Source organism: Sphingomonas sp. (genome assembly GCF_035555815.1).
GTDB lineage: Bacteria > Pseudomonadota > Alphaproteobacteria > Sphingomonadales > Sphingomonadaceae > Sphingomonas.
This window is the reverse complement of sequence record NZ_DATMGG010000113.1, coordinates 1-19,949: the sequence shown is the minus strand read 5'-3', so window position 1 is coordinate 19,949 and position 19,949 is coordinate 1. Positions and strand designations below refer to the sequence as shown.

The following is a 19,949-nucleotide window of genomic DNA, read 5'->3' as shown; positions in this document are numbered from 1 at the left end:
CCGATGCCGCCCATCGTCCGCGCCAGCCATTCGCCGAATCGCGGGCCGATCGGTGCGTGCAGCCCCAGCATCGGCGCGATCAGCACGGCGGCGTCGGGGGCCACCGCGCGTTCGGTCATCGCGCGCAGCATCAGGTGGCCGCCCATCGAATGCCCCATTGCGACGCGCGGGCCGGCGGCACCGGCGCTCCAGTCGCGCCAGAATCCGCCGATGTCGGCGATATAGCGATCGAAGCTGTCGATATGCCCGACGTGCGGGCGATCGGTTAGCCGCCCCGACCCGCCCTGTCCGCGCCAGTCGAGCGAGGTCACCCGCCAGCCGAGTCGGTGCCAATGGGCGAAGGTCTCCAGATATTTCTCGAAGATGTCGCCGCGCCCGCACTGGAACAGAATCGATCCGCGCGGGGACGCGTCCGCTTCGCCCGGCGCCGGCCAGTCGAACCGGCGCAGCGCATAGCCGTCGTTGGCGATCCAGCGGTCGATGGTGGCGCCCTGGGGATAGGCGCGGCGGTCGATGGGCGAGACACTCATTCCCGCTGGTTACGTTTTGGAAAGCGGGCTCGTCTAGGCAATACGATTGATGGGGGATTATCTTTCTTTTGCCTTGCTGGGCACAATCGGCCTGCTCCTGGTCTCGGCCGGGATCGAGGATGCGCGCACGCGTGAAATCGCCAACTGGAAGAACGCGGCGATCGCCCTGCTGGCGCCGCTGTGGTGGTGGACCAACGGCTACACGCTGTGGCCCGACATGGCCTTCCAGTTCGGCTTCGCGCTGCTGGTGTTCGCGGTGTTCATCGGCGCGTTCGCGCTCGGCCAGATGGGCGGCGGCGACGTCAAGCTGATCGGCGCGCTGGCGCTGTGGCTGCCCCCCATGCCGATGCTGTGGATGCTGGTGGTGATGTCGCTGCTCGGCGGCGTGCTGACGGTCATCATGCTGGTGGAGAAATGGTGGCGCTCGCAACAGCGCCCGATCGAGATTCCCTATGGCGTCGCGATCGCCATCGCCGCGCTGCTCAGTCTTCGCGAACCGATAATTAACCAATTGCGGTGATTGATTAACCACGGATCAACCCGCCCGAATTTTCGAAAGGCCAGTGTCGGCATGGATGGACGGAAGATAGTGCTGCTGGTGGCCGCGTTGCTCGTCGCCGCCGTGACCGCCTTCATGGCGCGCAACCTCATGTCGGGCGCGGGTGCGCCGGTCGCCGGGGCGAACAACGTCGCGCCGGTGCCGACTGGCCCCGAAGTGCTCGTGGCGACGCGGGCGCTGCCCGTCGGCACGATCATCGACGCGACCGCGATGAAATTCCAGCCCTGGCCGCAGGAACTCGTCGAGGGCGCCTATTTCACCAAGGAAGCCACGCCCGACCTGAAATCGCTTCAGGGCACGGTCGTCCGCTTCGCCATCCCGGCGGGGCAGCCGATCACCCAGGGCGCGCTGGTCAAGCCTGGCGATCGCGGCTTCCTCGCCGCCGCGCTGGGCGCGGGGATGCGCGCGGTGACGGTGCCGGTGTCGACCCAGTCGTCGGTCGCGGGCTTCGTCTTTCCGGGCGACCGCGTCGACCTGATCCTGACCCAGTCGGTGACCGGCGGCGGCGACGGCGCCCCGCTCAAGGCGGCGGAGACGGTGCTGCGCAACCTGCGCGTGCTCGCCACCGGGCAAAAGACCGACAAATCGGTCGACGACAAGGGCAACACGCTGGTCGAGACCTATTCGACGGTGACGCTCGAAACCACGCCGCGTATCGCAGAGCAGATCGCGGTCGCGCAATCGGTCGGCGAGATTTCCCTGTCGCTGCGCTCGATCGCCGACAATGCCGGCGAGCTGGAGGAAGCGATCGCGTCGGGCGACGTCAACGTTCCCGACGGCGACGATCCCAAGAACGAAAAGGCGATGCTCGCCGCCGCCAACGGCCGCCCCGGCGCGGGCAAGGGCAGCTTCTCGACCGGGGCGGACGTGTCGCGCTTCCAGCGCCGCACCGTGCCCGGCAAGCCGCAGGAAGCCGGCCAGCAGGGCGCGCCCGGTGCCGTGATCGGCCTGACGATGACTGCCGTGCCGAAGGGGCCGGTGGTGCGGGTCGCGCGCGGCAACGCGGTCGAAGAGGTCGAATTCGGCAACAAGAATCAACCGGGCGCCGGGATCATCCCCGGCCTGCCGTCGGGCGGAAGGAACTAACATGCGTTTCTCGCTGGAACCGATGCGGCTTCCGTTGGCGATCGCGCTCGCGGCCACGACCTTTGTCGCGGCGCCGGTGGCCACGACCGCGCAGACGGTGTCGACCCAGTCCTTCCCGCTGGTCGAGGTCAATACCAGCCGCGGGCGGATGGTAACGCTGACCGCGCCGATCAGCGACGTGTTCGTCGCCGATCCCGCGATCGCCGACGTCCAGGTGCGCTCGCCCACCCAGATCTATATCTTTGGCAAGGCACCGGGGGAAACGACCGTTTCCGCCACCACCAAGGCGGGCCGCGTGGTTTATGCCACCACCGTGCGCGTCGGCACCAACTATTCGAGCATCCAGCAGATGCTGTCGCTGGCGATGCCCGAATCACAGGTGACCGCGACGACGATGAACGGGCTGGTCCTGCTCACCGGCGTGGTCGCGCAGCCCAACGACGCCGCCGAGGCCGAACGGCTGGTCCAGGCGTTCGTCGGCGACAAGATCAAGGTGCTCAGCCGACTCAAGACGGCGACGCCGCTCCAGGTCAATCTTCAGGTCAAGATCGCCGAGGTCAGCCGCAGCTTCCTCAAGACGATCGGCAACAACCTCCAGGCGAAGGACACCACCGGCGGGTTCCAGTTCGGCATCGCGTCCGGCCGCACCGTCGGCACCAGCGGCCCGGCCGATATTTCGGGATTCCCGCTGCTCGACGCTTCGTCGCTCTACGGCCTGCCGGCAGGCTCGCTCAGCCTGCCGTTCAATCCCGCCACGGGCAGCTTCGTGCTGCCGGGGACGGGCAAGGCGTTCGACTTCACCAACCTGAAGCCGGCCAGCAGCACGGCGCGCACCGCGCTGGGCCTCGCCGGCCACCTGCTCGGGCTCGACGTCCTGTCGGCGATCGACCTGGGCGAGACCAACGGCCAGGTCACGACGCTGGCCAACCCGAACCTGACCGTGCTGTCGGGCGAGACGTCGAGCTTCCTCGCCGGCGGCGAGATTCCGATCCCGATCGCCACCGGCCTTGGCGCGGTGTCGATCGAGTACAAGCAATATGGTGTCAGCCTGGCCTACACCCCGACCGTGCTGGCCGACGGCCGCATCTCGATGCGGGTCCGGCCGGAAGTGTCGCAGCTATCGACCGCCGGCGCCGTCGTGTTCCAGGGCACACAGATCCCGTCGCTGACCACGCGCCGCACCGAAACCACGGTCGAGCTGGGATCGGGCGAAAGCATGGTGATCAGCGGCCTGCTGTCCAACAGCCACGACAACCAGATCGACAAGACCCCGGGCCTGGGCGACGTGCCGATCCTGGGCGCGATGTTCCGCTCCAACGGCTACAAGCGCAACGAGACCGAGCTGGTCATCGTCGTCACGCCGTATCTGGTGAAGCCGGTCAACGCCAACCAGATCGTCCTGCCGACCGACGGCTACAAGGGGCCGACCGACCTGCAGCGGGTGTTCATGGGATCGCTGTCGGGTGGCCAAAGCGGCGAGGATCGCCCCAAGCCGTCGATGGTCACCCCCAGCGCGCCGTCGCCGTCGATCGGCGCGGTCGCGCCGGCCGGCGTGGTGCCGACCGCGCCCACCCCCGGCGACCAGCGTCGCGAGGCGGTGGCGACCACCCCGGTGGCGGAACCGCGCAAGGGCAAGGACAAGATTAAGAAAGGGGCCGGCGCCACGCCCGGCTTCAGCTTCCGGTGATGGAGGGCAAGATCATGAAGCATAAGCGCCTGTTGACCTTCATCGCGCCCGCGCTGCTGCTCGGCGGCTGTGGCACCGCGAACCGCGGTCTCGAATCGGTCCACCAGCCGGTGGTCGAGCGCAATGACTATGCCTTCGACGTCGCCATGTCGGGTGACGGACTCGCCCCTGGCGAGGCCCAGCGGCTCGGCGGCTGGCTGACGTCGCTGCGGGTCGGCTATGGCGATCGCATCGCGGTCGAGGACGGCAGCGGCGGCGACGACAACGGCGTGCGCCGGTCGGTCGCGGCGCAGGCCGCCCGTTTCGGGCTGCTGGTCAGTGATGAGGTGCCGGTGACCGTCGCCGCGCTGACCCCGGGCACCGCCCGTGTGATCGTGTCGCGCATGTCGGCGTCGGTGCCGGGCTGCCCCGATCACAGTCGCGTGTCGGGCAACGACTTCAACGGCAACACCTGGTCCAACTATGGTTGCGCGACCAATTCCAACCTGGCGGCGATGGTCGCCCGGCCGGAGGATCTGGTGCGCGGCCAGCCCGGATCGGGCACCGCCGACGTGCAGGCGTCGTTCAAGGCGATCGACACGCTGCGCAAGGCGCCGCCGACCGGGTCGGCAGGTCTGAAAACCGAAAGCTCGAAGGGCGGAAACTGATGAACGCTCCCTGGACCCCCGCGCGCGCCGGCCAGCGTGAACCGTTCGTCGCCTTCGTCTGCGACGAGTCGACCGCCGAGGCGATCCGCCCGATCGCGGTCGAGATGGGCTGGTCCGCCGAGAAGGTGAACAAGGGCGGGCTGCGCAACGCGGTGCAGACGCTGTCGGTGTCCGCCAGCCCGAACATCCTGTTCGTCGACCTGTCCGAATCGGGCGATCCGCTCAACGACATCAACGCGCTGGCGGAAGTGTGCGAACCGGGCACGGTCGTGATCGCCGCCGGCCAGGTCAATGACGTGCGGCTGTACCGCGATCTGGTCGCCAGCGGCATCCAGGATTATCTGCTCAAGCCGCTCAATCCCGACATGCTGCGCGAAAGCTTCTCGCAGGCGCTGGCGCTGCTCAACGCGCCGCGCACGACCGAGGCGTCGACCGAGCGTCCGCATTGCGGCATCGGCGTGATCGGCGCGCGCGGCGGGGTCGGCGCATCGACGCTGGCGACGTCGCTGGCGTGGCTGATCAGCGGCAAGGGCAACCGCACCACCGCGCTGCTCGACCTCGACGTCCATTTCGGCACCGGCGCGCTGGCGCTCGATCTCGAGCCGGGCCGCGGCCTGACCGACGCGATCGAGAATCCCAGCCGCATCGACGGGCTGTTCATCGAACGCGCGATGGTGCGCGCGTCGGATCGGCTCGCGGTGCTGTCGGCGGAGGCGCCGATCCATTCGCCGATCGTCACCGACGGCGCGGCCTTCTACCAGCTCCAGGAGGAGTTGAAGACGGCGTTCGAGGCGACGGTGGTCGACCTCCCGCGCGCGATGCTGGTCAACCATCCGCATCTGGTCAGCGATATCCAGATCGCGGTGCTGGTCACCGAACTCACGCTGGCGGCGGCGCGCGACACGATCCGGCTGCTCGCGTGGTTCAAATCGAACGCGCCGCAAGCCCGGCTGGTGGTGGTCGCCAACCGCGTCCAGGCCTCCGCGCAGATCGAGATCAGCCGCAAGGATTTCGAGGGATCGATCGAGCGCAAGGTCGATTTCGTCGTCCCGTTCGAACCCAAGCAGGCGGCGCAGGCGGCCAAGCTGGGCAAGCCGCTGGCCGAGGCGGCCAAGGGCGTGAAGTCGCTCCAGCCGATCGCCGACCTCGCCCAGCATCTGCTCGACACGATCGACGAAGGCGCCGGCGAGGCCCCGCCCAAGGGCAAGAAAAAGCTGCTCGGCAGCGGCAAGGCCGATGCGGGCGGCGCCGAAAAGGGCGGGTCGCTGCTCGGCAAGCTGACCGGGCTGACCGCCAAATTTCCGGGCAAGGCGAAGAAGTAACAGGAGCGCGTCGCGGTTCGCCGCGATGCGGATAGGCTAGGGGTCACGCGCGTGGAATTGCTGCCGCTCATGCTGCTAGGTGCCAGCGCGTTCTGCGTGCTGGCGTTGCTGTGGGTCGCGTTCAGCGGCCCGTCGGCGGCGCGGGTCGGGGCACGCCGGCTGACCACCCTGCGCGCGCGCCATTCGGCCGCCGGATCGTCGGTCGCGCTTGAAGCGCAGGTCCGCAAGATCGCCACCAGCCGCGCCAGCCAGATGGACCTGACCTTCGCGCGGGTGCTCCCCAACCCGGCGCTGCTGCAAAAGCGGCTCAACATGACCGGCAAGACCTGGACGGTCGGCAAGTACGGGCTGGCGACGCTGGGGCTGATCGTCATCCCCACGCTGCTGCTCGCGATGCGCGGCGCGCCGCTGCTGCTGGCGCTGTTCGTTGGCCTGGTGGTCGGGCTGGGGCTGCCGCACATGGTGGTCGGCTATTTCATCAAGCGGCGCATCGCCAAGTTCACCGCCAAATTCCCCGACGCGATCGAGCTGCTGGTGCGCGGCCTGCGATCGGGCCTGCCGATCACCGAGACGATGGGCGTGGTCGGGCAGGAAGTGCCCGGCCCGGTCGGGGAGGAATTCCGCGCCGTCGCCGATCGCATGAAGATCGGCCGGACGATGGATTCGGCGCTTCAGGAAACCTCCGACCGGCTCGGCACGCCCGAATTCCAGTTCTTCGTCATCACCATCGCCATCCAGCGCGAAACCGGCGGCAACCTGGCCGAAACGCTCGCCAATCTCGCCAACGTGCTGCGGATGCGCGGGCAGATGAAGCTGAAGATCAAGGCGATGTCGTCCGAATCAAAGGCGTCCGCCTACATCATCGGCTCTTTGCCGTTCATCGTGTTCGGGCTGATCTGGTACATCAACGGCAGCTACATGCAGAATTTCTTCATCGACCAGCGGCTGATCATCGCCGGGCTGGGCGGCATGGTGTGGATGAGCATCGGCGCGTTCATCATGCGCCAGATGATCAACTTCGAGATTTGAGGGAGCGGCCGCGATGACTCCTCCTCCCAACGGTCCGACCATCCTCGGCATCGACGTGCTGTGGGTCGCCACGCTGCTCTCGGGCGTCGCCGCGATGGCGGTGCTGTTCGCGCTCTACACCGCCACCACCGTGCGCGATCCGATGGTCAAGCGGGTCAAGGCGTTGCAGGAACGGCGCGAGCAGTTGAAGGCCGGCATCACCGCCTCGACATCGAAGCGCCGCGCCAAGCTGGTGCAGCGCAACGAGACCACCGACCGTATCCGCGCGCTGCTGACGTCGTTGCAGGTGCTCCAGGATTCGCAGATCAAGGTGGCGCAGCAAAAGCTGCTCCAGGCCGGCATCCGGTCAAAGGAATGGGCGGTCGCGGTGATCTTCGGCCGGCTGGCGCTGCCGATCGCGCTGGGCGGGCCGATGCTCTACATGGTCTACGGGACCGACATGTTCTCCGACTGGAGCCCGCTCAAGGCTTACGGCCTGGTCGCCGGCACCTTCATCCTCGCCTACAAGACGCCCGACCTGTATCTCAAGAACAAGATCGACAAGCGGTCGAAGGCGATCCGCAAGGGGCTGCCCGACGCGCTCGACCTGCTGGTGATCTGCGCGGAGGCGGGTCTGACCGTCGACGCCGCGTTCGGCCGCGTCGCGCGCGAGCTGGGGCGCGCCTATCCCGAGCTGGGCGAGGAGTTCCAGCTCACTTCGATCGAGCTGGGCTTTCTGACCGAGCGGCGGCAGGCGTTCGAGAACCTCGCCAACCGGGTCAACCTCGATGCGGTGAAGGGCGTCACCACCACCATGATCCAGACGGAGAAATACGGCACGCCGCTGGCGTCGGCGCTGCGCGTGCTGTCGGCTGAATTCCGCAACGAACGGATGATGCGCGCCGAGGAAAAGGCCGCACGCCTGCCGGCCATCATGACCGTGCCGCTGATCCTGTTCATCCTGCCGGTGCTGTTCGTCGTCATCCTCGGCCCGGCGGCCTGCTCGATCAACGACGCACTGCTGAGCAAGTAACGGGCCGAGCGAGGAACCGGCCGGGTAAGTGTCGGTCTGAACACATAACGGAACGTGCGCGCGCCGACATCGTTGAACCTTCGTAACAGGGAGGTTCGCGATGATCTTCAATACGCCGACCCAGTTCGCGGTGCTGGCGCTGTGTCTGATCGCCGGCTGGCTGCTCGGCCTCGCAAGTGCTTCGGGCGGGTCGAGGTGGCGCAACCGGCTGCGCGAGGTGGAGGCGGAACACGCCGCCTATCGGGCAGATGCGGAAGCGCGCATCAAGGCCGCCGAGGCGGAACGCGACCGCCTCGCCGCCGCCGCGCCGATCACCGCGCAGATGGTCGCCGGCGCGGATACCCGCCGCGACATCGTCTAGGGCAGATCGACATTCACGCGGCAGCGATCCTTATGCGGCGTCATCCGGCGAACCCGGGATCCAAAGCGGATCAAGTCCGGGGTGACACTTAAAAAGGGACGCACCGACCGCTGATATTCGGGAATGTCGATCCGTCGCAGGGTGCGCTCAGGCGGCCGCCCGCGCCCGCGCATAATCCTGCGTGCCATGGGTCAGCACTTCGTCGCCCGCTACGATCTCGGCCACCGGGATGTCGGGCAGCGGCAGGATCTCGTCGTACAGCGGGGCGAAATCGGTCTCCACCGTCAGCCGCAGCAGCTCGTCGAAATTGGGCACGACGAAATAATTCTGCTGGAAATCATCGATGCGATATTCCGTCCGCATCACCCTTTTCAGGTCGAAGGTGATCCGGTTGGGGCTGGGATCGTCGAGCGCGAACTGCGATTCGCTATAGCTCGACACGATGCCCGATCCATAGATGCGCAGCCCCTCCGGCTCGGCGACCAGTCCGAATTCGACGGTGTACCAATAGAGCCGCGCCAGCTGCTTGAGCGCGCCCAGCTCCAGCGCGCGCAGCCCGCCCCGGCCATAGGCGGCCAGATAATCGGCGAACACAGGATCGGCCAGCATCGGCACATGGCCGAACACGTCGTGGAACACGTCGGGTTCCTGGAGATAGTCGAGCTGGTCGGGCCGGCGGATGAAATCGCCGGCGACGAAGCGGCGGTTGGCCATGTGATCGAAGAACACGTCGTCCGGCACCAGCCCCGGCACCGCCACCACCTGCCACCCGGTCAGCGCCATCAGCCGCTCGCTCAGTTCGGTGAAGTCGGGGATACCGGGCTTGCTCAGCTTGAGCACGTCCAGCCCGCGCAGATAGACGTCGGACGCGCGGCCCGGCAGCAATTTCGCCTGTCGCGCGAACAGCGTATCCCAGGTGGCGTGTTCCTGCGCGGTGTAATGCTGCCAGTCCTGGGCGATCGTCCAGTCGGCGGCGGCGCCTGCGGGCGGGGAATCGAGTACGTGCGTGTCGTCGGCCATGTCGCGGGTATAGCATAGTTGCATATGAAACAAAGTGGATGGCGGCGGCGAACCGCCCGATGTGCGGGATGGCTGGTGGTGGCGGTGGCGCTGCTGGTCGGCGGCTATGCGCTGGCCGGGCTGATCGGCGGCGCGGTTCCCGCCAATCCCGGCTGGCGCGCCCCGGTGGAGGGGGTGCGCATCTACGTCGAGGACAATGGCATCCACACCGGCATTGTCGTGCCGGTGCGCGTGGCGGGGGTCGACTGGAGCGACCTGATCCGCCCCGATCATCTGCGCGATCCGCGCCAGGCGGCGCACGGCTGGCGCAGCTTCGGCTGGGGCGATCATGATTTCTACCTCAACACCCCCGACTGGGCCGATGTCAGCCCGGCCACGGTGCTGCGCGCGGCGATTGGCAGCCGCCGCACGGTGATGCACGTCGATGCGCTGCCCAAACCGCGCCCCGGCGCCAACGTCCGCAGCGTCGTGCTGCGCCCGGACGAGTATCGCCGCCTTGCCGCCTTCATCCGCGCCAGCTTCGCGGAACCGGCGTGGCATCGGTTCGGTTATGCGGACTATGACGCCTTCTACCCCGCCCGCGGTCGCTACAGCGCGGTGACCACCTGCAATGCCTGGACCGGGGCGGCGCTGCGTGCGGCGGGCGTGCGGATGGGGGTGTGGACGCCCTTTCCCGCGACGGTGATGCTATGGCTGCCGGCGAGCTGAAGCCCCCACCGGCGCGGCTGATGTGGGGTGAATGGCCGCGCGGCGCGGTCAACGCGGCGCGGCTGGCCGGCGCGCGGCGGCGGCTGCGCGCGGCGCCGGCCGGGGATGGCCGGCCGGTTCTGGTGCTGCCGGGGCTGTTCAATTCGGACCGCTCGAACTTCGCGATGCGCGGCTTCCTCAACCGGCTCGGCTATCGCGCGCATCCGTGGCGGTTGGGCCGCAACCTCGGCGCGCGGACGATCGGGCTGGAGGGTGAGCGGCTGTTCGCGCGGGTCGAGGCGATCGTCGCGGACGCGGGGCAGCCGGTGACGCTGATCGGGATCAGCCTGGGCGGGATCATGGCGCGACTGATCGCGCATCGCCGGCCGGATCTGGTGCGCGAGGTCATCACGGTCAGTTCGCCTTTCGCCGGCCCGCCGCGCGCGACCAACGTGTGGCGCGCGTTCGAATGGCTGACGGGGGAGCGGATCGACGACGCCCATGTCGCGGGCCTGCGCGCCGAGGTAGCCCGGCCGCTGCCGGTGCCCGCCACCGCGATCTGGAGCGCGTCCGACGGGCTGGTCAACGGCCGCGCCTGCCGCATCGACGCCGAACCCGCGGTCGAGGTGGTCAGCAGCCACGTCGGCGTCCAGCTCAACCCCGACGTGCTTGTCGCTATCGCGGGCGTGTTGGCGCAGCGGCGGGCGTGACGGGAGCGCGCCTCCGTGGGCGGCGGCGTTTCATCCCGTCCCCCGGCCCGCGTCGCGGAGCCTACCAAGCCGCATTCGCCGCGCTCCGATGCTTTTCCGCCCGTTGCCTCCGGTAGGCCCGGCTCAAGGCCGGGACGACGGGATGACAGACGGGGCTAGATGCGCGCGCCTCAGCGCAGGTCGGCTGTCCCGGCGCGATAGCCCTGATATCGCGCGCATTCGGGATCACCGCGCCGCTTCTTGCAGCGCTTTTCCCACGCCTTGCGCTCCCCGCCCTCGCGCGCCTCGGCCTTGCGCATCTTGCGGCCGTAGTTGCGGTCGGCCTCCTGCTGGCTGGTGGTGGTCCAGTCGACCGCTTTGCTGCCCGCCTTGACCGGCAGCGTCGCGACATCCCACGCCGTCTTGGCGACGCAGCCGCCGGTGATCAGGCCGGCCAGCGGCAGCAGCAGGACCAGTTTACGCATCGTACGACATCCTTCAGCGCCCGGCGATGAAACGGTCGCGGGCCTGAACCCCGTCTAGTGGAAAGTCCGTGAAAAAGCCATCGACACCCAGTTCCAGCACGCGCGCGATCGCCTGCTGGATGTCGCCGTGCGCGCGCGGATCGATGCCGTGGCGCAGCGACGCGGGCAGGAAGAAATTCTCCGCGCGGAACGTCCACGGGTGGACCTTCAGCCCTGCGGCATGGGCATCGGCGACAAGGCGGGAGGGCACCGCATCGCCCTTGCGGATCATGTCCTTGTTCGGGCCGATGCCATGGGCGTACTCGGCGATCGCGCGCAGCCCCTCGGGCGTGGCCATCGCCGCGTAGCTTGGCGCCGCGCCGTCGGCGGGGGCGCCGTCGGCGTCGATCAGCTGGATCAGCCGCACGCGGGTCTGCGTATGCAGACGCTTGAGGTTGTCGATCTCGAACGACTGGATGAATACCGGCGCGTCGGCACTGTTCCACCCGGCCGCCGTCAGATCGGCCAGCACCAGCGCGTCGGTCGGGTGGCCGATCGACGCGAAATAGGTCGGATGCTTGGTCTCGGGATAGACGCCGACGTTGTGCCCCCTGGCCAGCGCGATCACCTCGGCGAAGGTCGGGATCTCGAACAGGCCGTCATATGCGGCATTGTCCGGCCGCAGCTGCGGCAGGCGTTCCCTGGCGCGCAGCGTCTTCAGCTCGGCCAGCGTGAAATCCTCGGTGAACCAGCCGGTCGCCGTGACGCCGTCGATCGTCTTGCTCGTCCGGCGGTCGGCGAATTCGGGATGGTCGGCGACGTCGGTGGTGTCGGCGATGTTGTTCTCGTGCCGCGCGACCAGCACATTGTCGCGGGTCGGCACCAGGTCGGGTTCGATGAAGTCGGCACCCTGCTCGATCGCCAGCGCGTAGGACGCCAGCGTGTGTTCGGGGCGCAGCCCGCTGGCGCCGCGGTGGGCGATGACGATCGGCCTGGTCGTGTCCATCGCGCCAGCCTGCCCGGTCCATCCGGCCAGCGCCAGAGTGAGAATCGCGCCCAGCCGCCGCCATCGCCGCATCATCGTCCTCCTGAAACCAAAGCCGAAACCGTGCATTCCCCCCTAATGGGTCAAGGCGATGACGCGACAGGCGATATAAGGGGCGATGTGGGGGTAATGGCATGATTCCGGCCGAACAGACCGCGCTGGTGCTGCTGGCCGCCGGCCGCTCGCGGCGGTTCGACGGCGCCGAGCGCGACAAGCTGGCCGAGCCGTTCCTCGCCGAACCGCTCGCGCTCCATGTCGTCACCGCGCTGGAGGCGGTGTGCTTTCAGGAACGGATCGCGGTGGTGTCGGACACGACGGTCGACTTCGCCGCGCGCGGCTATCGCGTGGTCGCCAATCCCGATCCGGGGCGGGGCATGGCGCGCTCGCTGTCGCTGGGGGTCGCCGCCGCGCGCGATGCCGGGGCCGGGGCGGCGCTGGTCGCGTTCGCCGACATGCCGCGCGTCACCGCGACCCACGTCTATCGCCTGCTCGACTATGGCGGCGGCCCCGACACCATCCTGGCGTCGAGCAACGGCGTCCACCCGACGCCGCCGGCGCTGTTCGGCGCGGACTGGTTCGACCGGCTGATGGCGCTCGACGGTGAGGAGGGCGCGCGGGCGCTGATCGCCGGGGCGCATCATGTCGTGACCTCGGACGCCGAACTGGTCGACATCGACACGCTCGACGATCTCGAACGGCTGCGGCGGCGCTACGGCCTCGACGGCGACGGTAAAGATTAGGCGGTGCCGGCGCCCCGTCCGACCACCCACGGGGTCGGCCGGACGGGGAGCGGGCGGGTACCGCGCGCGGGCTGAACCCGCTATTCGTGGCGCAGCGCGTCGATCGGGTTGAGCGCCGCCGCGCGCCGGGCGGGGAAATAGCCGAACACCACGCCGATCACCGCCGATATGGCAAAGGCGATGACGTTGATCTGCGGATCGAACAGATAGTCGACCTTCATCAGCGGGGCGAGCCCGATCACCGCGATCTGCGCGATCACCAGCCCGATCAGCCCGCCCAGCATCGACAGCACGATCGCCTCGACCAGGAACTGCATCAGCACCTCGTTGGCGACCGCGCCGATCGCCAGCCGGATGCCGATCTCACGCGTGCGTTCGGTCACCGACACCAGCATGATGTTCATGATGCCGATTCCGCCCACCACCAGACTGATCGCTGCCACCGCCGCGACGATGCCGGTCAGCAGCGTCGTCGTGCCGGTCAGCGTGTCGCTGATCTGCTTGGTGTCGAAGATGTTGAAGTCGTCGGTCTTGCCGCCGGTGATGTTGCGCCGTTCGCGCAGCAGGTCCTCGATCCCCGCCTGCACGGTCGCGGTCGAATAGGCCTGATCGACGCCGACCAGCATCAGCCGGATGTCGCGGGTGCCGGTGAAGCGGCGCTGCACCGCCTTGATCGGCATGATGACGACGTCGTCCTGGTCGCCGCCAAAGCCCTGCTGGCCCTTGGTCACCAGCACGCCGATCACATCGCACGAGATGCCGTTGATCCGCATCCGCGTGCCCACCGCAGCGCCGCCGCGATACAGGTTGGTGTAGACGGTGTTGCCGATGATGCACACCGCCTTGCCCGCCGCTTCCTCCACGGGGGTGAAGGTGCGGCCCTGCTGCAACGCCCATGGCTGGACCTGGAAATAGGCGCTGGTGGTGCCGTTGATCGTGGTCGACCAGTTCGATCCCTCATAGATCGCGGTGCCGGTCGATTGCGCCTGCGGGGCGACGGCGGTGACGCCGGTCACCTGCCGCGCGACCGCGGTGACGTCCTCAGGGTCGAAATCGGGGGGGCGCGGGCCGCCGCCGCCACGGCCGAAGCCCTGGCCGGGGCGCACCTGGAGCACGTTGGTGCCCAGCGCGGAGATCTGCTTCTGGACGGCGGCGGTGGTCGCCTTGCCCAGCGTGACCATCGCCACCACCGCGGCGACGCCGATGACGATGCCGAGGATGGTCAGGAACGATCGCAGCAGATGCCGGCGGATCGAGCGAATCGCGAGAATGAAGGTGGTGCCGATCATGCCACCGCCTCCCCGGCGTGGTGGCCGGATTCGATCCGCTCGACCAGTCCGTCCTTGAAATGGACGACGGTGCGGGCGAACGCCGCCATGTCGGGCTCGTGGGTGACCATCAGCACGGTGATGTTGCTGTTGCGGTTGAGGTCGGTCAGCAGTTCCATGATCTCGATCGACCGCTCCGAATCGAGGTTGCCGGTCGGCTCGTCGGCCAGCAGCACGTCGGGGTGGGTGACGATCGCACGGGCGATGGCGACGCGCTGTTGCTGCCCGCCCGACAGTTCGGCCGGGGTATGGTCCCACCAGTCGGCCAGCCCGACCTTGTCGAGCGCGGCCATGCCCAGGTCGCGGCGCACCTTGCGATCCTCGCCGCGATAGAGCAGCGGCAGCTCGACGTTCTCCAGCGCGCTGGTGCGGGCGAGCAGGTTGAACCCCTGGAACACGAAGCCCAGGTAGCGGCGGCGTAGCAGCGCGCGCTGGTCGCGCCCCAGCGTCTCGATATGGTGGCCGCGGAACAGGAAGGTGCCCGCGCTCGGCACGTCGAGGCAGCCGAGGATGTTCATCGTCGTCGACTTGCCGGAGCCCGACGGCCCCATCACCGCGACGAAATCGCCGGCGGCGATGTCGAGATCGACGCCCTTCAGCGCCTGGAACGCGGTCGGTCCCTCGCCATAGACCTTGGTGACGTCGCGCAGGCTGATGATCGGGTCCGCCGTCGGGGCGATGCTATTGGGCACGCTGCCCGCCCTGCTGGCCGCCCTGCTGCCCGGCGCCGCCGCCGCCCGAACGGCGCGTGCCCTTCTTCGCCGCGGCATCGCCGTTGCCGGAAAGCTGGCCGGTGATCACCTCCATGCCCGGCTTCAGCTCGCCGCCGGTCACTTCGGTGACGCTGCCGTCGGTGTCGCCGGTGGTGATCGAGATCGCCTGCGGCGTGCCGTCGGCGCCCTTGATGTAGATCGTCTGCTGGGCGCCGCGATCGGTCTTGACCTGGCGTTCGTTCTGGCCGCCGCCCCGGCGCGGGCGCATCACCAGCGCGCCGGTGATGCCGCTGTTGCCACCTGCCGCGGTCGCCGCCGTTTGCGGGCGGAAACGCAGCGCGGCGTTGGGCACCAGCAGCACGTTGTTCTTTTCCGTGGTGACGATGTCGGCGGTCGCGGTCATGCCGGGGCGCAGCTCCAGCGTCGGGTTGGCGACGGTCAGGTCGGCGGCATAGGACACCACCTGCCCGGTGGTCGACGTGGTCGACGTGGTCGACGACGACGTCGCCGCGCTGACGGTCAGGTTCGATCCCAGGTCGACGCGGCTGATCAGCGCCGGAAAATTCTGGCCGGGAAAGGCATCGACGGTGAAGCGCGCCTTCTGGCCCAGCTTGACCTGGCCGACGTCGGCCTCGTCGATCGCGACCTCAAGCTTCATCTTGGACAGATCTTCGGCGATCACGAACAGGGTCGGCGTGTTGAACGATGCCGCGACGGTCTGGCCGGGGTCGACCTGCCGCGCCAGCACCACGCCCGACACCGGCGACCGGATGATCGCGCGGGCGCGCTGGGTCTGCGATTGGGCGAGTTGCGCCTGCTGGGCGACGACATTGGCCTGCGCCGCCTTCAGTGAGGCGAGCGCGCGCTGATAATTGGCGCGCGCCGTTTCCATCTCGGTCTTGGCCGGCACCTTGCCGCCCGATAGCCGCGACACTTCCTCCATCCGGTTGAGCTGGGCGCGCGCCTCGGCCACCGTCGCCTGCTGCTGGCCGACCTGCGCCTGCGTCGCCGCCAGCGATGCCTTGCCCTGACGGATCTGGTCGTCGAGCTGTTCGGGATCGATCAGCGCCAGCGCCTGTCCGGCCTTCACCTGGTCGTTGACGTCGACCACCACCTGGGTGACCAGGCCGGAAAGTTGCGAGCCCACCGTCACCTGGTTGGTCGGCGCCAGCTTGCCGGTGGCGGAAACGGTGACGGTCAGGTTGCCCTGCCGCGCCGCCTCGGTCTCATAGCGCGGCGCCGTGCTCGACCCGAGCACATAGCGCGACAACAACAGCACCGCGATCAGCAGCACCGCCGCGACGACGATCCACTTGATCCAGCGCCGCCACGCCGGCGCGGGCTTCACGCCGAGGAAGTCGTTGAGTTCTGTGGTGTTGGTCGTGGCCATCAGCGGTCCTGCAGGGGTGGCGAGGGCGGGGTGCCGGTCGCGACGGCGCCGGGGGGCGATCCGCGCGGCGGCGCTTCGGGAATGGTGGTGCTGTCCCAGCCGCCGCCCAGCGCGACATAGAGCTGGACCAGCGCGGTCGCCTGGTCGGCCTGTGCCTGGACCAGCCCGTTGCGGGCGGACAGCAGCGCGGATTCGGCCTGGTTCAGCGTGGTGAAATCGGTCAGCCCCGCCTGATACTGGCTGCGCGACAGGATCGCGGTGCTGTTGGCGGCGTCGAGCGCGACGGTATATTCGCGTTCCCGCTCGCGCGCGGTGCGCAGCGCGAAGATCGCGTTCTCGACATCCTCCAGCGCGGCCAGCACCGTACCCTTGTAGGCCAGCAGCGCGCCGTCGGCCGCCGCCTCGCTCGACCGCACCTGCGCCCGCGCGCGCCCGGCGTCGAAGATCAGCTGCGACAGCCCGGCGAACAGCCCGCCGGTGATGACGTCGCCGATATGCGACAGCGCGGTGGCGTTGGTGTCCAGGCTGCCGGTGATGCGCAGCGCGGGATAGAGCTGCGCCTTGGCGACGCCGATCTGCGCGGTCGCGGCGGCCAGGTTGCGTTCCGCCGCCAGCACGTCGGGCCGCTGGCGCAGCGCCTCCGCCGGGATGCCGACGCCGACCGCATCGGGCCCGCGCGGGATCGGCCGCGTCGCTTCCATCTCCGCCTTCAGCGCGCCGGGCGCTTGCCCGGTCAGCACGCCCAGCCGGCCGACCGCGCTGTTGTAGCTCGCTTCGATCGACGGGACGGAGGCGGCGGTCTGCGCCCGTGACGCGCGCGCCTGTTCCTGATCAAGCGAGGAGACGAGTCCCGCCTGCACGCGCCAACCGGCGATCTGGAGGTTTTCGTCCTGGATGCCCAGCGCCGCGCGGGCATTGGCCAGGTTGGCCTGCGCTTGCCGCGCGAGCATGTAGTTGCGCGCGATCTCGCCCTGGGTGGAGATCAGCACCGAAGCATAATTATAGCCCGACGCCTGATAGGTCGCGCGGCTGCTCTCGACCCCGCGCCGGATGCCGCCGAACAGATCGGCCTGATAGCTGGCGTCGGCGCCGATCGAGAAACTGTCGTTGGAACTGCGCGATATGTCGGTGACGGTGCCGTCGGGCAAGGTCACCCGGCTGGTGCCGCCGGCGATGTTGATGTTGCGCGAATAGCCCGCCGATCCGCTCACCCCGGGCAACAGGTCCGCCCGCGCCTGCACCAGCGATTCGCGGGCCTGCCTTAGCCGGGTGATCGCCTGGGCGACGTCCAGATTGGTGGTCGCCGCGCTGGCGACCAGCCGCTGGAGCAGCGGATCGTCGAACCGAGTCCACCATTGGGTCAGGTCCTCGCGCGCGGCGGCGTCGGCGGGCACCGAATAGGCGTCGGGCACGCCGAGCGCGTCGGCGGTCTTGGGCCGATAGTCCGGTCCCACGGTGCAGCCGGCAAGCGGGACCGTGGCCGACAGCAGCAGGATCAACAGGCTTCTCGACATCGCCGCGACACTGGCCGGGCGTGCGCATGGCGTCCAGCGGATTTGTGTCGCGAATTGTCGCGGCGCCGGAACGATCGTTCAGGCTTGCGCCCGGCGCCGCGCGTTGGGAAAGGGGAGATCGGTCAAAGGAGAGCGAGTATGTCCGACGTCTATCCGGTCCCCGATCAATGGGCGCGCCGCGCGCGGGTCGATGCGGCCGGCTATCGCGCGATGTACGACGCCTCGCTCGCCGATCCCGACGCATTCTGGCTGGAACAGGCGAAGCGGCTCGACTGGATCGTGCCGCCGGCGACCGCGGGCGACTGGAGCTTCGACGAGGCCGATTTCGGCGTGCGCTGGTTCGCCGACGGCCGGCTCAACGTCGCGGCCAACTGCCTCGACCGCCACCTCGCCAGTCGCGGCGGCGACGTCGCGCTGATCTGGGAGCCCGATGATCCGGCCGAGGCGCCGAAGCGGTTCACCTACCTCCAGCTGTTCGAGGAAGTCGGCCGCTTCGCCAACGTGCTGAAGGCACAGGGCGTCCGCAAGGGCGACCGCGTCACCATCTACATGCCGATGATTACCGAAGCGGTCTTCGCGGTGCTGGCCTGCGCGCGGATCGGCGCGATCCATTCGGTGGTGTTCGGCGGCTTCTCGCCCGAGGCGCTGGCCGGACGCATCCAGGATTGCGATTCGCGGATCGTCATCACCGCCGATGAGGGGCGCCGCGCCGGCAAGCGCGTTCCGCTCAAGGCCAATGTCGACGTCGCTGCCGGCCATGCGCCCAGCCTGGAGCGGGTGGTCGTGGTCAAGGCGACCGGCGGCGACGTGGCGATGGGGCCGCGCGACGTCTGGTATCATGACGCGGCGGCGGGGGTCTCCGCCGACTGCCCGGCCGAGCCGATGGACGCGGAGGATCCGCTGTTCATCCTCTACACCTCGGGTTCCACCGGCAAGCCAAAGGGGGTGCTGCACAGCTCCGCCGGCTATCTGCTGTGGGCGGCGCTGACGCATGAGGTGGTGTTCGATTACCGCCCCGGCCAGGTCTATTGGTGCGCGGCCGACATCGGCTGGGTGACCGGGCACAGCTACATCCTCTACGGCCCGCTCGCCAACGGCGCGACCACGCTGATGTACGAAGGGGTGCCCAACTGGCCCGACGCCAGCCGCATCTGGCAGGTGGTCGACCGGCATCAGGTCGAGATTCTCTACACCGCCCCCACCGCGCTGCGTGCGCTGATGAAGGAGGGCGACGATTATGTGACGCGCACCAGCCGCGCGTCGCTCACCCTGCTCGGCACCGTCGGCGAGCCGATCAACCCGGAGGCGTGGCGCTGGTATCATGAGGTGGTGGGCGAGGGGCGCTGCCCGATCGTCGATACCTGGTGGCAGACCGAGACCGGCGGGCAGATGATCACGCCGCTGCCCGGCGCCACCGCGCTCAAGCCGGGCAGCGCGACGCTGCCGCTGTTCGGCATCGAACCGCAGGTGGTCGATCCTGAGGGCAAGGTGCTCGACGGCGCGACCGAGGGCAATCTGGTGATCGCGCGCAGCTGGCCGGGGCAGATGCGTACCGTGTGGAACGATCACGCGCGCTTCTTCCAGACCTATTTCAGCACCTATCCCGGCAAATATTTCACCGGCGACGGCTGCCGCCGCGACGATGACGGCTATTACTGGATCACCGGCCGGGTCGACGACGTCATCAACGTGTCGGGGCACCGCATGGGCACGGCGGAGGTCGAGAGCGCGCTGGTGCTCCATCCCAAGGTGGCAGAGGCGGCGGTGGTCGGGATGCCGCACGACATCAAGGGGCAGGGCATCTACGCCTACGTCACGCTGAACGCGGGGGAGGCGGCGGACGACGCCTTGCGCGCCGATCTGGTCAAATGGGTCCGCACGGAGATCGGCCCGATCGCCACCCCCGACGCGATCCAGTTCGCGCCGGGCCTGCCCAAGACGCGCTCGGGCAAGATCATGCGCCGCATCCTGCGCAAGATCGCCGAGGGCGACATGTCCTCGCTCGGCGACACTTCCACCCTCGCCGATCCGGCGGTGGTCGACGATCTGGTTGCGAACCGGATCAAAAGCTGATCCTATCGGGGCAGGTCCGGCCGATCCGGCCGTGCCCCGCACAGGATGACGCC

The 19,949-nt window shown here is 68.7% G+C and carries 20 protein-coding genes; 12 read left to right on the top strand and 8 right to left on the bottom strand.

Annotated elements, in window-relative coordinates; all coding sequences use genetic code 11:
- A partial coding sequence (locus tag VNR91_RS06310; protein WP_325489922.1) for an alpha/beta hydrolase occupies positions 1-530 on the bottom strand: 530 nt, incomplete at its 3' end.
- A 49-nt stretch (positions 531-579) separates the two neighbouring features.
- Between VNR91_RS06310 and VNR91_RS06305 the strand changes: the two genes are divergently transcribed.
- The 8 genes from VNR91_RS06305 (at position 580) to VNR91_RS06270 (ending at position 8,233) form a co-directional block, all read left to right on the top strand.
- A complete protein-coding gene (locus VNR91_RS06305; protein ID WP_325489921.1) occupies positions 580-1,050 on the top strand; it encodes an A24 family peptidase in 471 nt (156 codons plus the stop codon).
- A gap of 51 nt (positions 1,051-1,101) precedes the next feature.
- A complete protein-coding gene (gene cpaB, locus VNR91_RS06300; protein WP_325489920.1) occupies positions 1,102-2,175 on the top strand; it encodes a Flp pilus assembly protein CpaB in 1,074 nt (357 codons plus the stop codon).
- Position 2,176: 1 nt separating this feature from the next.
- Positions 2,177-3,862 carry a type II and III secretion system protein family protein gene (locus VNR91_RS06295; RefSeq protein ID WP_325489919.1) on the top strand — a complete coding sequence of 562 codons (1,686 nt, stop codon included), beginning with the start codon at positions 2,177-2,179 and terminating at the stop codon, positions 3,860-3,862.
- Between the two features lie 14 nt (positions 3,863-3,876).
- Positions 3,877-4,509 (top strand): CpaD family pilus assembly protein, encoded by a 633-nt coding sequence (locus VNR91_RS06290; RefSeq protein ID WP_325489918.1) that lies wholly within the window; start codon positions 3,877-3,879, stop codon positions 4,507-4,509.
- Positions 4,509-5,831: a pilus assembly protein CpaE gene (locus VNR91_RS06285; RefSeq protein ID WP_325489917.1), complete on the top strand. Its 1,323-nt coding sequence runs from the start codon at positions 4,509-4,511 to the stop codon at positions 5,829-5,831. The genes VNR91_RS06290 and VNR91_RS06285 overlap by 1 nt, the downstream gene beginning before the upstream one ends.
- Positions 5,832-5,882: 51 nt before the next feature.
- The gene (locus VNR91_RS06280) at positions 5,883-6,860 is read left to right on the top strand and encodes a type II secretion system F family protein (RefSeq protein ID WP_325489916.1); all 978 of its coding nucleotides are present in this window, start codon (positions 5,883-5,885) and stop codon (positions 6,858-6,860) included.
- 13 nt (positions 6,861-6,873) lie between these two features.
- Positions 6,874-7,872 carry a type II secretion system F family protein gene (locus VNR91_RS06275; protein ID WP_325489915.1) on the top strand — a complete coding sequence of 333 codons (999 nt, stop codon included), beginning with the start codon at positions 6,874-6,876 and terminating at the stop codon, positions 7,870-7,872.
- 100 nt (positions 7,873-7,972) lie between these two features.
- Positions 7,973-8,233, top strand: a complete 261-nt coding sequence (locus tag VNR91_RS06270; RefSeq protein WP_325489914.1) for a hypothetical protein — start codon at positions 7,973-7,975, stop codon at positions 8,231-8,233.
- A gap of 147 nt (positions 8,234-8,380) precedes the next feature.
- Here VNR91_RS06270 and phhA read toward each other — a convergent pair whose 3' ends face one another.
- Complete coding sequence (gene phhA, locus VNR91_RS06265; protein WP_325489924.1) at positions 8,381-9,253, bottom strand: phenylalanine 4-monooxygenase; 873 nt, start codon at positions 9,251-9,253, stop codon at positions 8,381-8,383.
- Between the two features lie 75 nt (positions 9,254-9,328).
- On the opposite strand from phhA, the gene VNR91_RS06260 reads away from it, so the two are divergent.
- Together VNR91_RS06260 and VNR91_RS06255 are read left to right on the top strand one after the other, a co-directional pair.
- Complete coding sequence (locus tag VNR91_RS06260; RefSeq protein WP_325489913.1) at positions 9,329-9,961, top strand: TIGR02117 family protein; 633 nt, start codon at positions 9,329-9,331, stop codon at positions 9,959-9,961.
- Entirely contained in the window at positions 9,943-10,650 is a 708-nt protein-coding gene (locus VNR91_RS06255; RefSeq protein ID WP_325489912.1) for an esterase/lipase family protein, read from the top strand. Before VNR91_RS06260 ends, VNR91_RS06255 begins: the two co-directional genes overlap by 19 nt.
- A 170-nt stretch (positions 10,651-10,820) precedes the next feature.
- Here the strand turns inward: VNR91_RS06255 and VNR91_RS06250 are convergent, their stop codons facing one another.
- Both VNR91_RS06250 and VNR91_RS06245 read right to left on the bottom strand, forming a co-directional pair.
- A complete protein-coding gene (locus VNR91_RS06250) occupies positions 10,821-11,114 on the bottom strand; it encodes a hypothetical protein (protein WP_325489911.1) in 294 nt (97 codons plus the stop codon).
- A 13-nt stretch (positions 11,115-11,127) separates the two neighbouring features.
- The gene (locus VNR91_RS06245) at positions 11,128-12,099 is read right to left on the bottom strand and encodes a glycerophosphodiester phosphodiesterase (protein ID WP_325489923.1); all 972 of its coding nucleotides are present in this window, start codon (positions 12,097-12,099) and stop codon (positions 11,128-11,130) included.
- Positions 12,100-12,272: 173 nt separating this feature from the next.
- On the opposite strand from VNR91_RS06245, the gene VNR91_RS06240 reads away from it, so the two are divergent.
- Positions 12,273-12,878 carry a nucleotidyltransferase family protein gene (locus tag VNR91_RS06240; RefSeq protein ID WP_325489910.1) on the top strand — a complete coding sequence of 202 codons (606 nt, stop codon included), beginning with the start codon at positions 12,273-12,275 and terminating at the stop codon, positions 12,876-12,878.
- A gap of 80 nt (positions 12,879-12,958) precedes the next feature.
- Here VNR91_RS06240 and VNR91_RS06235 read toward each other — a convergent pair whose 3' ends face one another.
- From VNR91_RS06235 to VNR91_RS06220, 4 genes are read right to left on the bottom strand one after another with little or no spacing between them, the layout of a single operon-like run.
- The gene (locus VNR91_RS06235; protein ID WP_325489909.1) at positions 12,959-14,167 is read right to left on the bottom strand and encodes an ABC transporter permease; all 1,209 of its coding nucleotides are present in this window, start codon (positions 14,165-14,167) and stop codon (positions 12,959-12,961) included.
- Positions 14,164-14,976 (bottom strand): ABC transporter ATP-binding protein, encoded by an 813-nt coding sequence (locus tag VNR91_RS06230; protein ID WP_414712381.1) that lies wholly within the window; start codon positions 14,974-14,976, stop codon positions 14,164-14,166. Before VNR91_RS06230 ends, VNR91_RS06235 begins: the two co-directional genes overlap by 4 nt.
- Positions 14,888-16,309, bottom strand: coding sequence for an efflux RND transporter periplasmic adaptor subunit (locus VNR91_RS06225; protein ID WP_325489907.1), 1,422 nt, complete (start codon positions 16,307-16,309; stop codon positions 14,888-14,890). Before VNR91_RS06225 ends, VNR91_RS06230 begins: the two co-directional genes overlap by 89 nt.
- Complete coding sequence (locus VNR91_RS06220) at positions 16,309-17,823, bottom strand: efflux transporter outer membrane subunit (protein WP_325489906.1); 1,515 nt, start codon at positions 17,821-17,823, stop codon at positions 16,309-16,311. Before VNR91_RS06220 ends, VNR91_RS06225 begins: the two co-directional genes overlap by 1 nt.
- A gap of 138 nt (positions 17,824-17,961) precedes the next feature.
- Between VNR91_RS06220 and acs the strand changes: the two genes are divergently transcribed.
- A complete protein-coding gene (gene acs, locus VNR91_RS06215; protein WP_325489905.1) occupies positions 17,962-19,896 on the top strand; it encodes an acetate--CoA ligase in 1,935 nt (644 codons plus the stop codon).
- The last annotated feature ends 53 nt before the right edge of the window (positions 19,897-19,949 follow it).

Coding starts and splice junctions, on each gene's coding strand:
- VNR91_RS06295 (WP_325489919.1), top strand. CDS start 2,177: ATGCGTTTCTCGCTGGAACCGATGCGGCTTCCGTTGGCGATCGCGCTC.
- VNR91_RS06245 (WP_325489923.1), bottom strand. CDS start 12,099: ATGGACACGACCAGGCCGATCGTCATCGCCCACCGCGGCGCCAGCGGG.
- VNR91_RS06235 (WP_325489909.1), bottom strand. CDS start 14,167: ATGATCGGCACCACCTTCATTCTCGCGATTCGCTCGATCCGCCGGCAT.
- VNR91_RS06270 (WP_325489914.1), top strand. CDS start 7,973: ATGATCTTCAATACGCCGACCCAGTTCGCGGTGCTGGCGCTGTGTCTG.
- VNR91_RS06240 (WP_325489910.1), top strand. CDS start 12,273: ATGATTCCGGCCGAACAGACCGCGCTGGTGCTGCTGGCCGCCGGCCGC.
- VNR91_RS06230 (WP_414712381.1), bottom strand. CDS start 14,976: ATGCCGCGGCGAAGAAGGGCACGCGCCGTTCGGGCGGCGGCGGCGCCG.
- VNR91_RS06290 (WP_325489918.1), top strand. CDS start 3,877: ATGAAGCATAAGCGCCTGTTGACCTTCATCGCGCCCGCGCTGCTGCTC.
- VNR91_RS06225 (WP_325489907.1), bottom strand. CDS start 16,309: ATGGCCACGACCAACACCACAGAACTCAACGACTTCCTCGGCGTGAAG.
- acs (WP_325489905.1), top strand. CDS start 17,962: ATGTCCGACGTCTATCCGGTCCCCGATCAATGGGCGCGCCGCGCGCGG.
- VNR91_RS06285 (WP_325489917.1), top strand. CDS start 4,509: ATGAACGCTCCCTGGACCCCCGCGCGCGCCGGCCAGCGTGAACCGTTC.
- phhA (WP_325489924.1), bottom strand. CDS start 9,253: ATGGCCGACGACACGCACGTACTCGATTCCCCGCCCGCAGGCGCCGCC.
- VNR91_RS06220 (WP_325489906.1), bottom strand. CDS start 17,823: ATGTCGAGAAGCCTGTTGATCCTGCTGCTGTCGGCCACGGTCCCGCTT.
- VNR91_RS06250 (WP_325489911.1), bottom strand. CDS start 11,114: ATGCGTAAACTGGTCCTGCTGCTGCCGCTGGCCGGCCTGATCACCGGC.
- VNR91_RS06305 (WP_325489921.1), top strand. CDS start 580: ATGGGGGATTATCTTTCTTTTGCCTTGCTGGGCACAATCGGCCTGCTC.
- VNR91_RS06275 (WP_325489915.1), top strand. CDS start 6,874: ATGACTCCTCCTCCCAACGGTCCGACCATCCTCGGCATCGACGTGCTG.
- VNR91_RS06255 (WP_325489912.1), top strand. CDS start 9,943: ATGGCTGCCGGCGAGCTGAAGCCCCCACCGGCGCGGCTGATGTGGGGT.
- cpaB (WP_325489920.1), top strand. CDS start 1,102: ATGGATGGACGGAAGATAGTGCTGCTGGTGGCCGCGTTGCTCGTCGCC.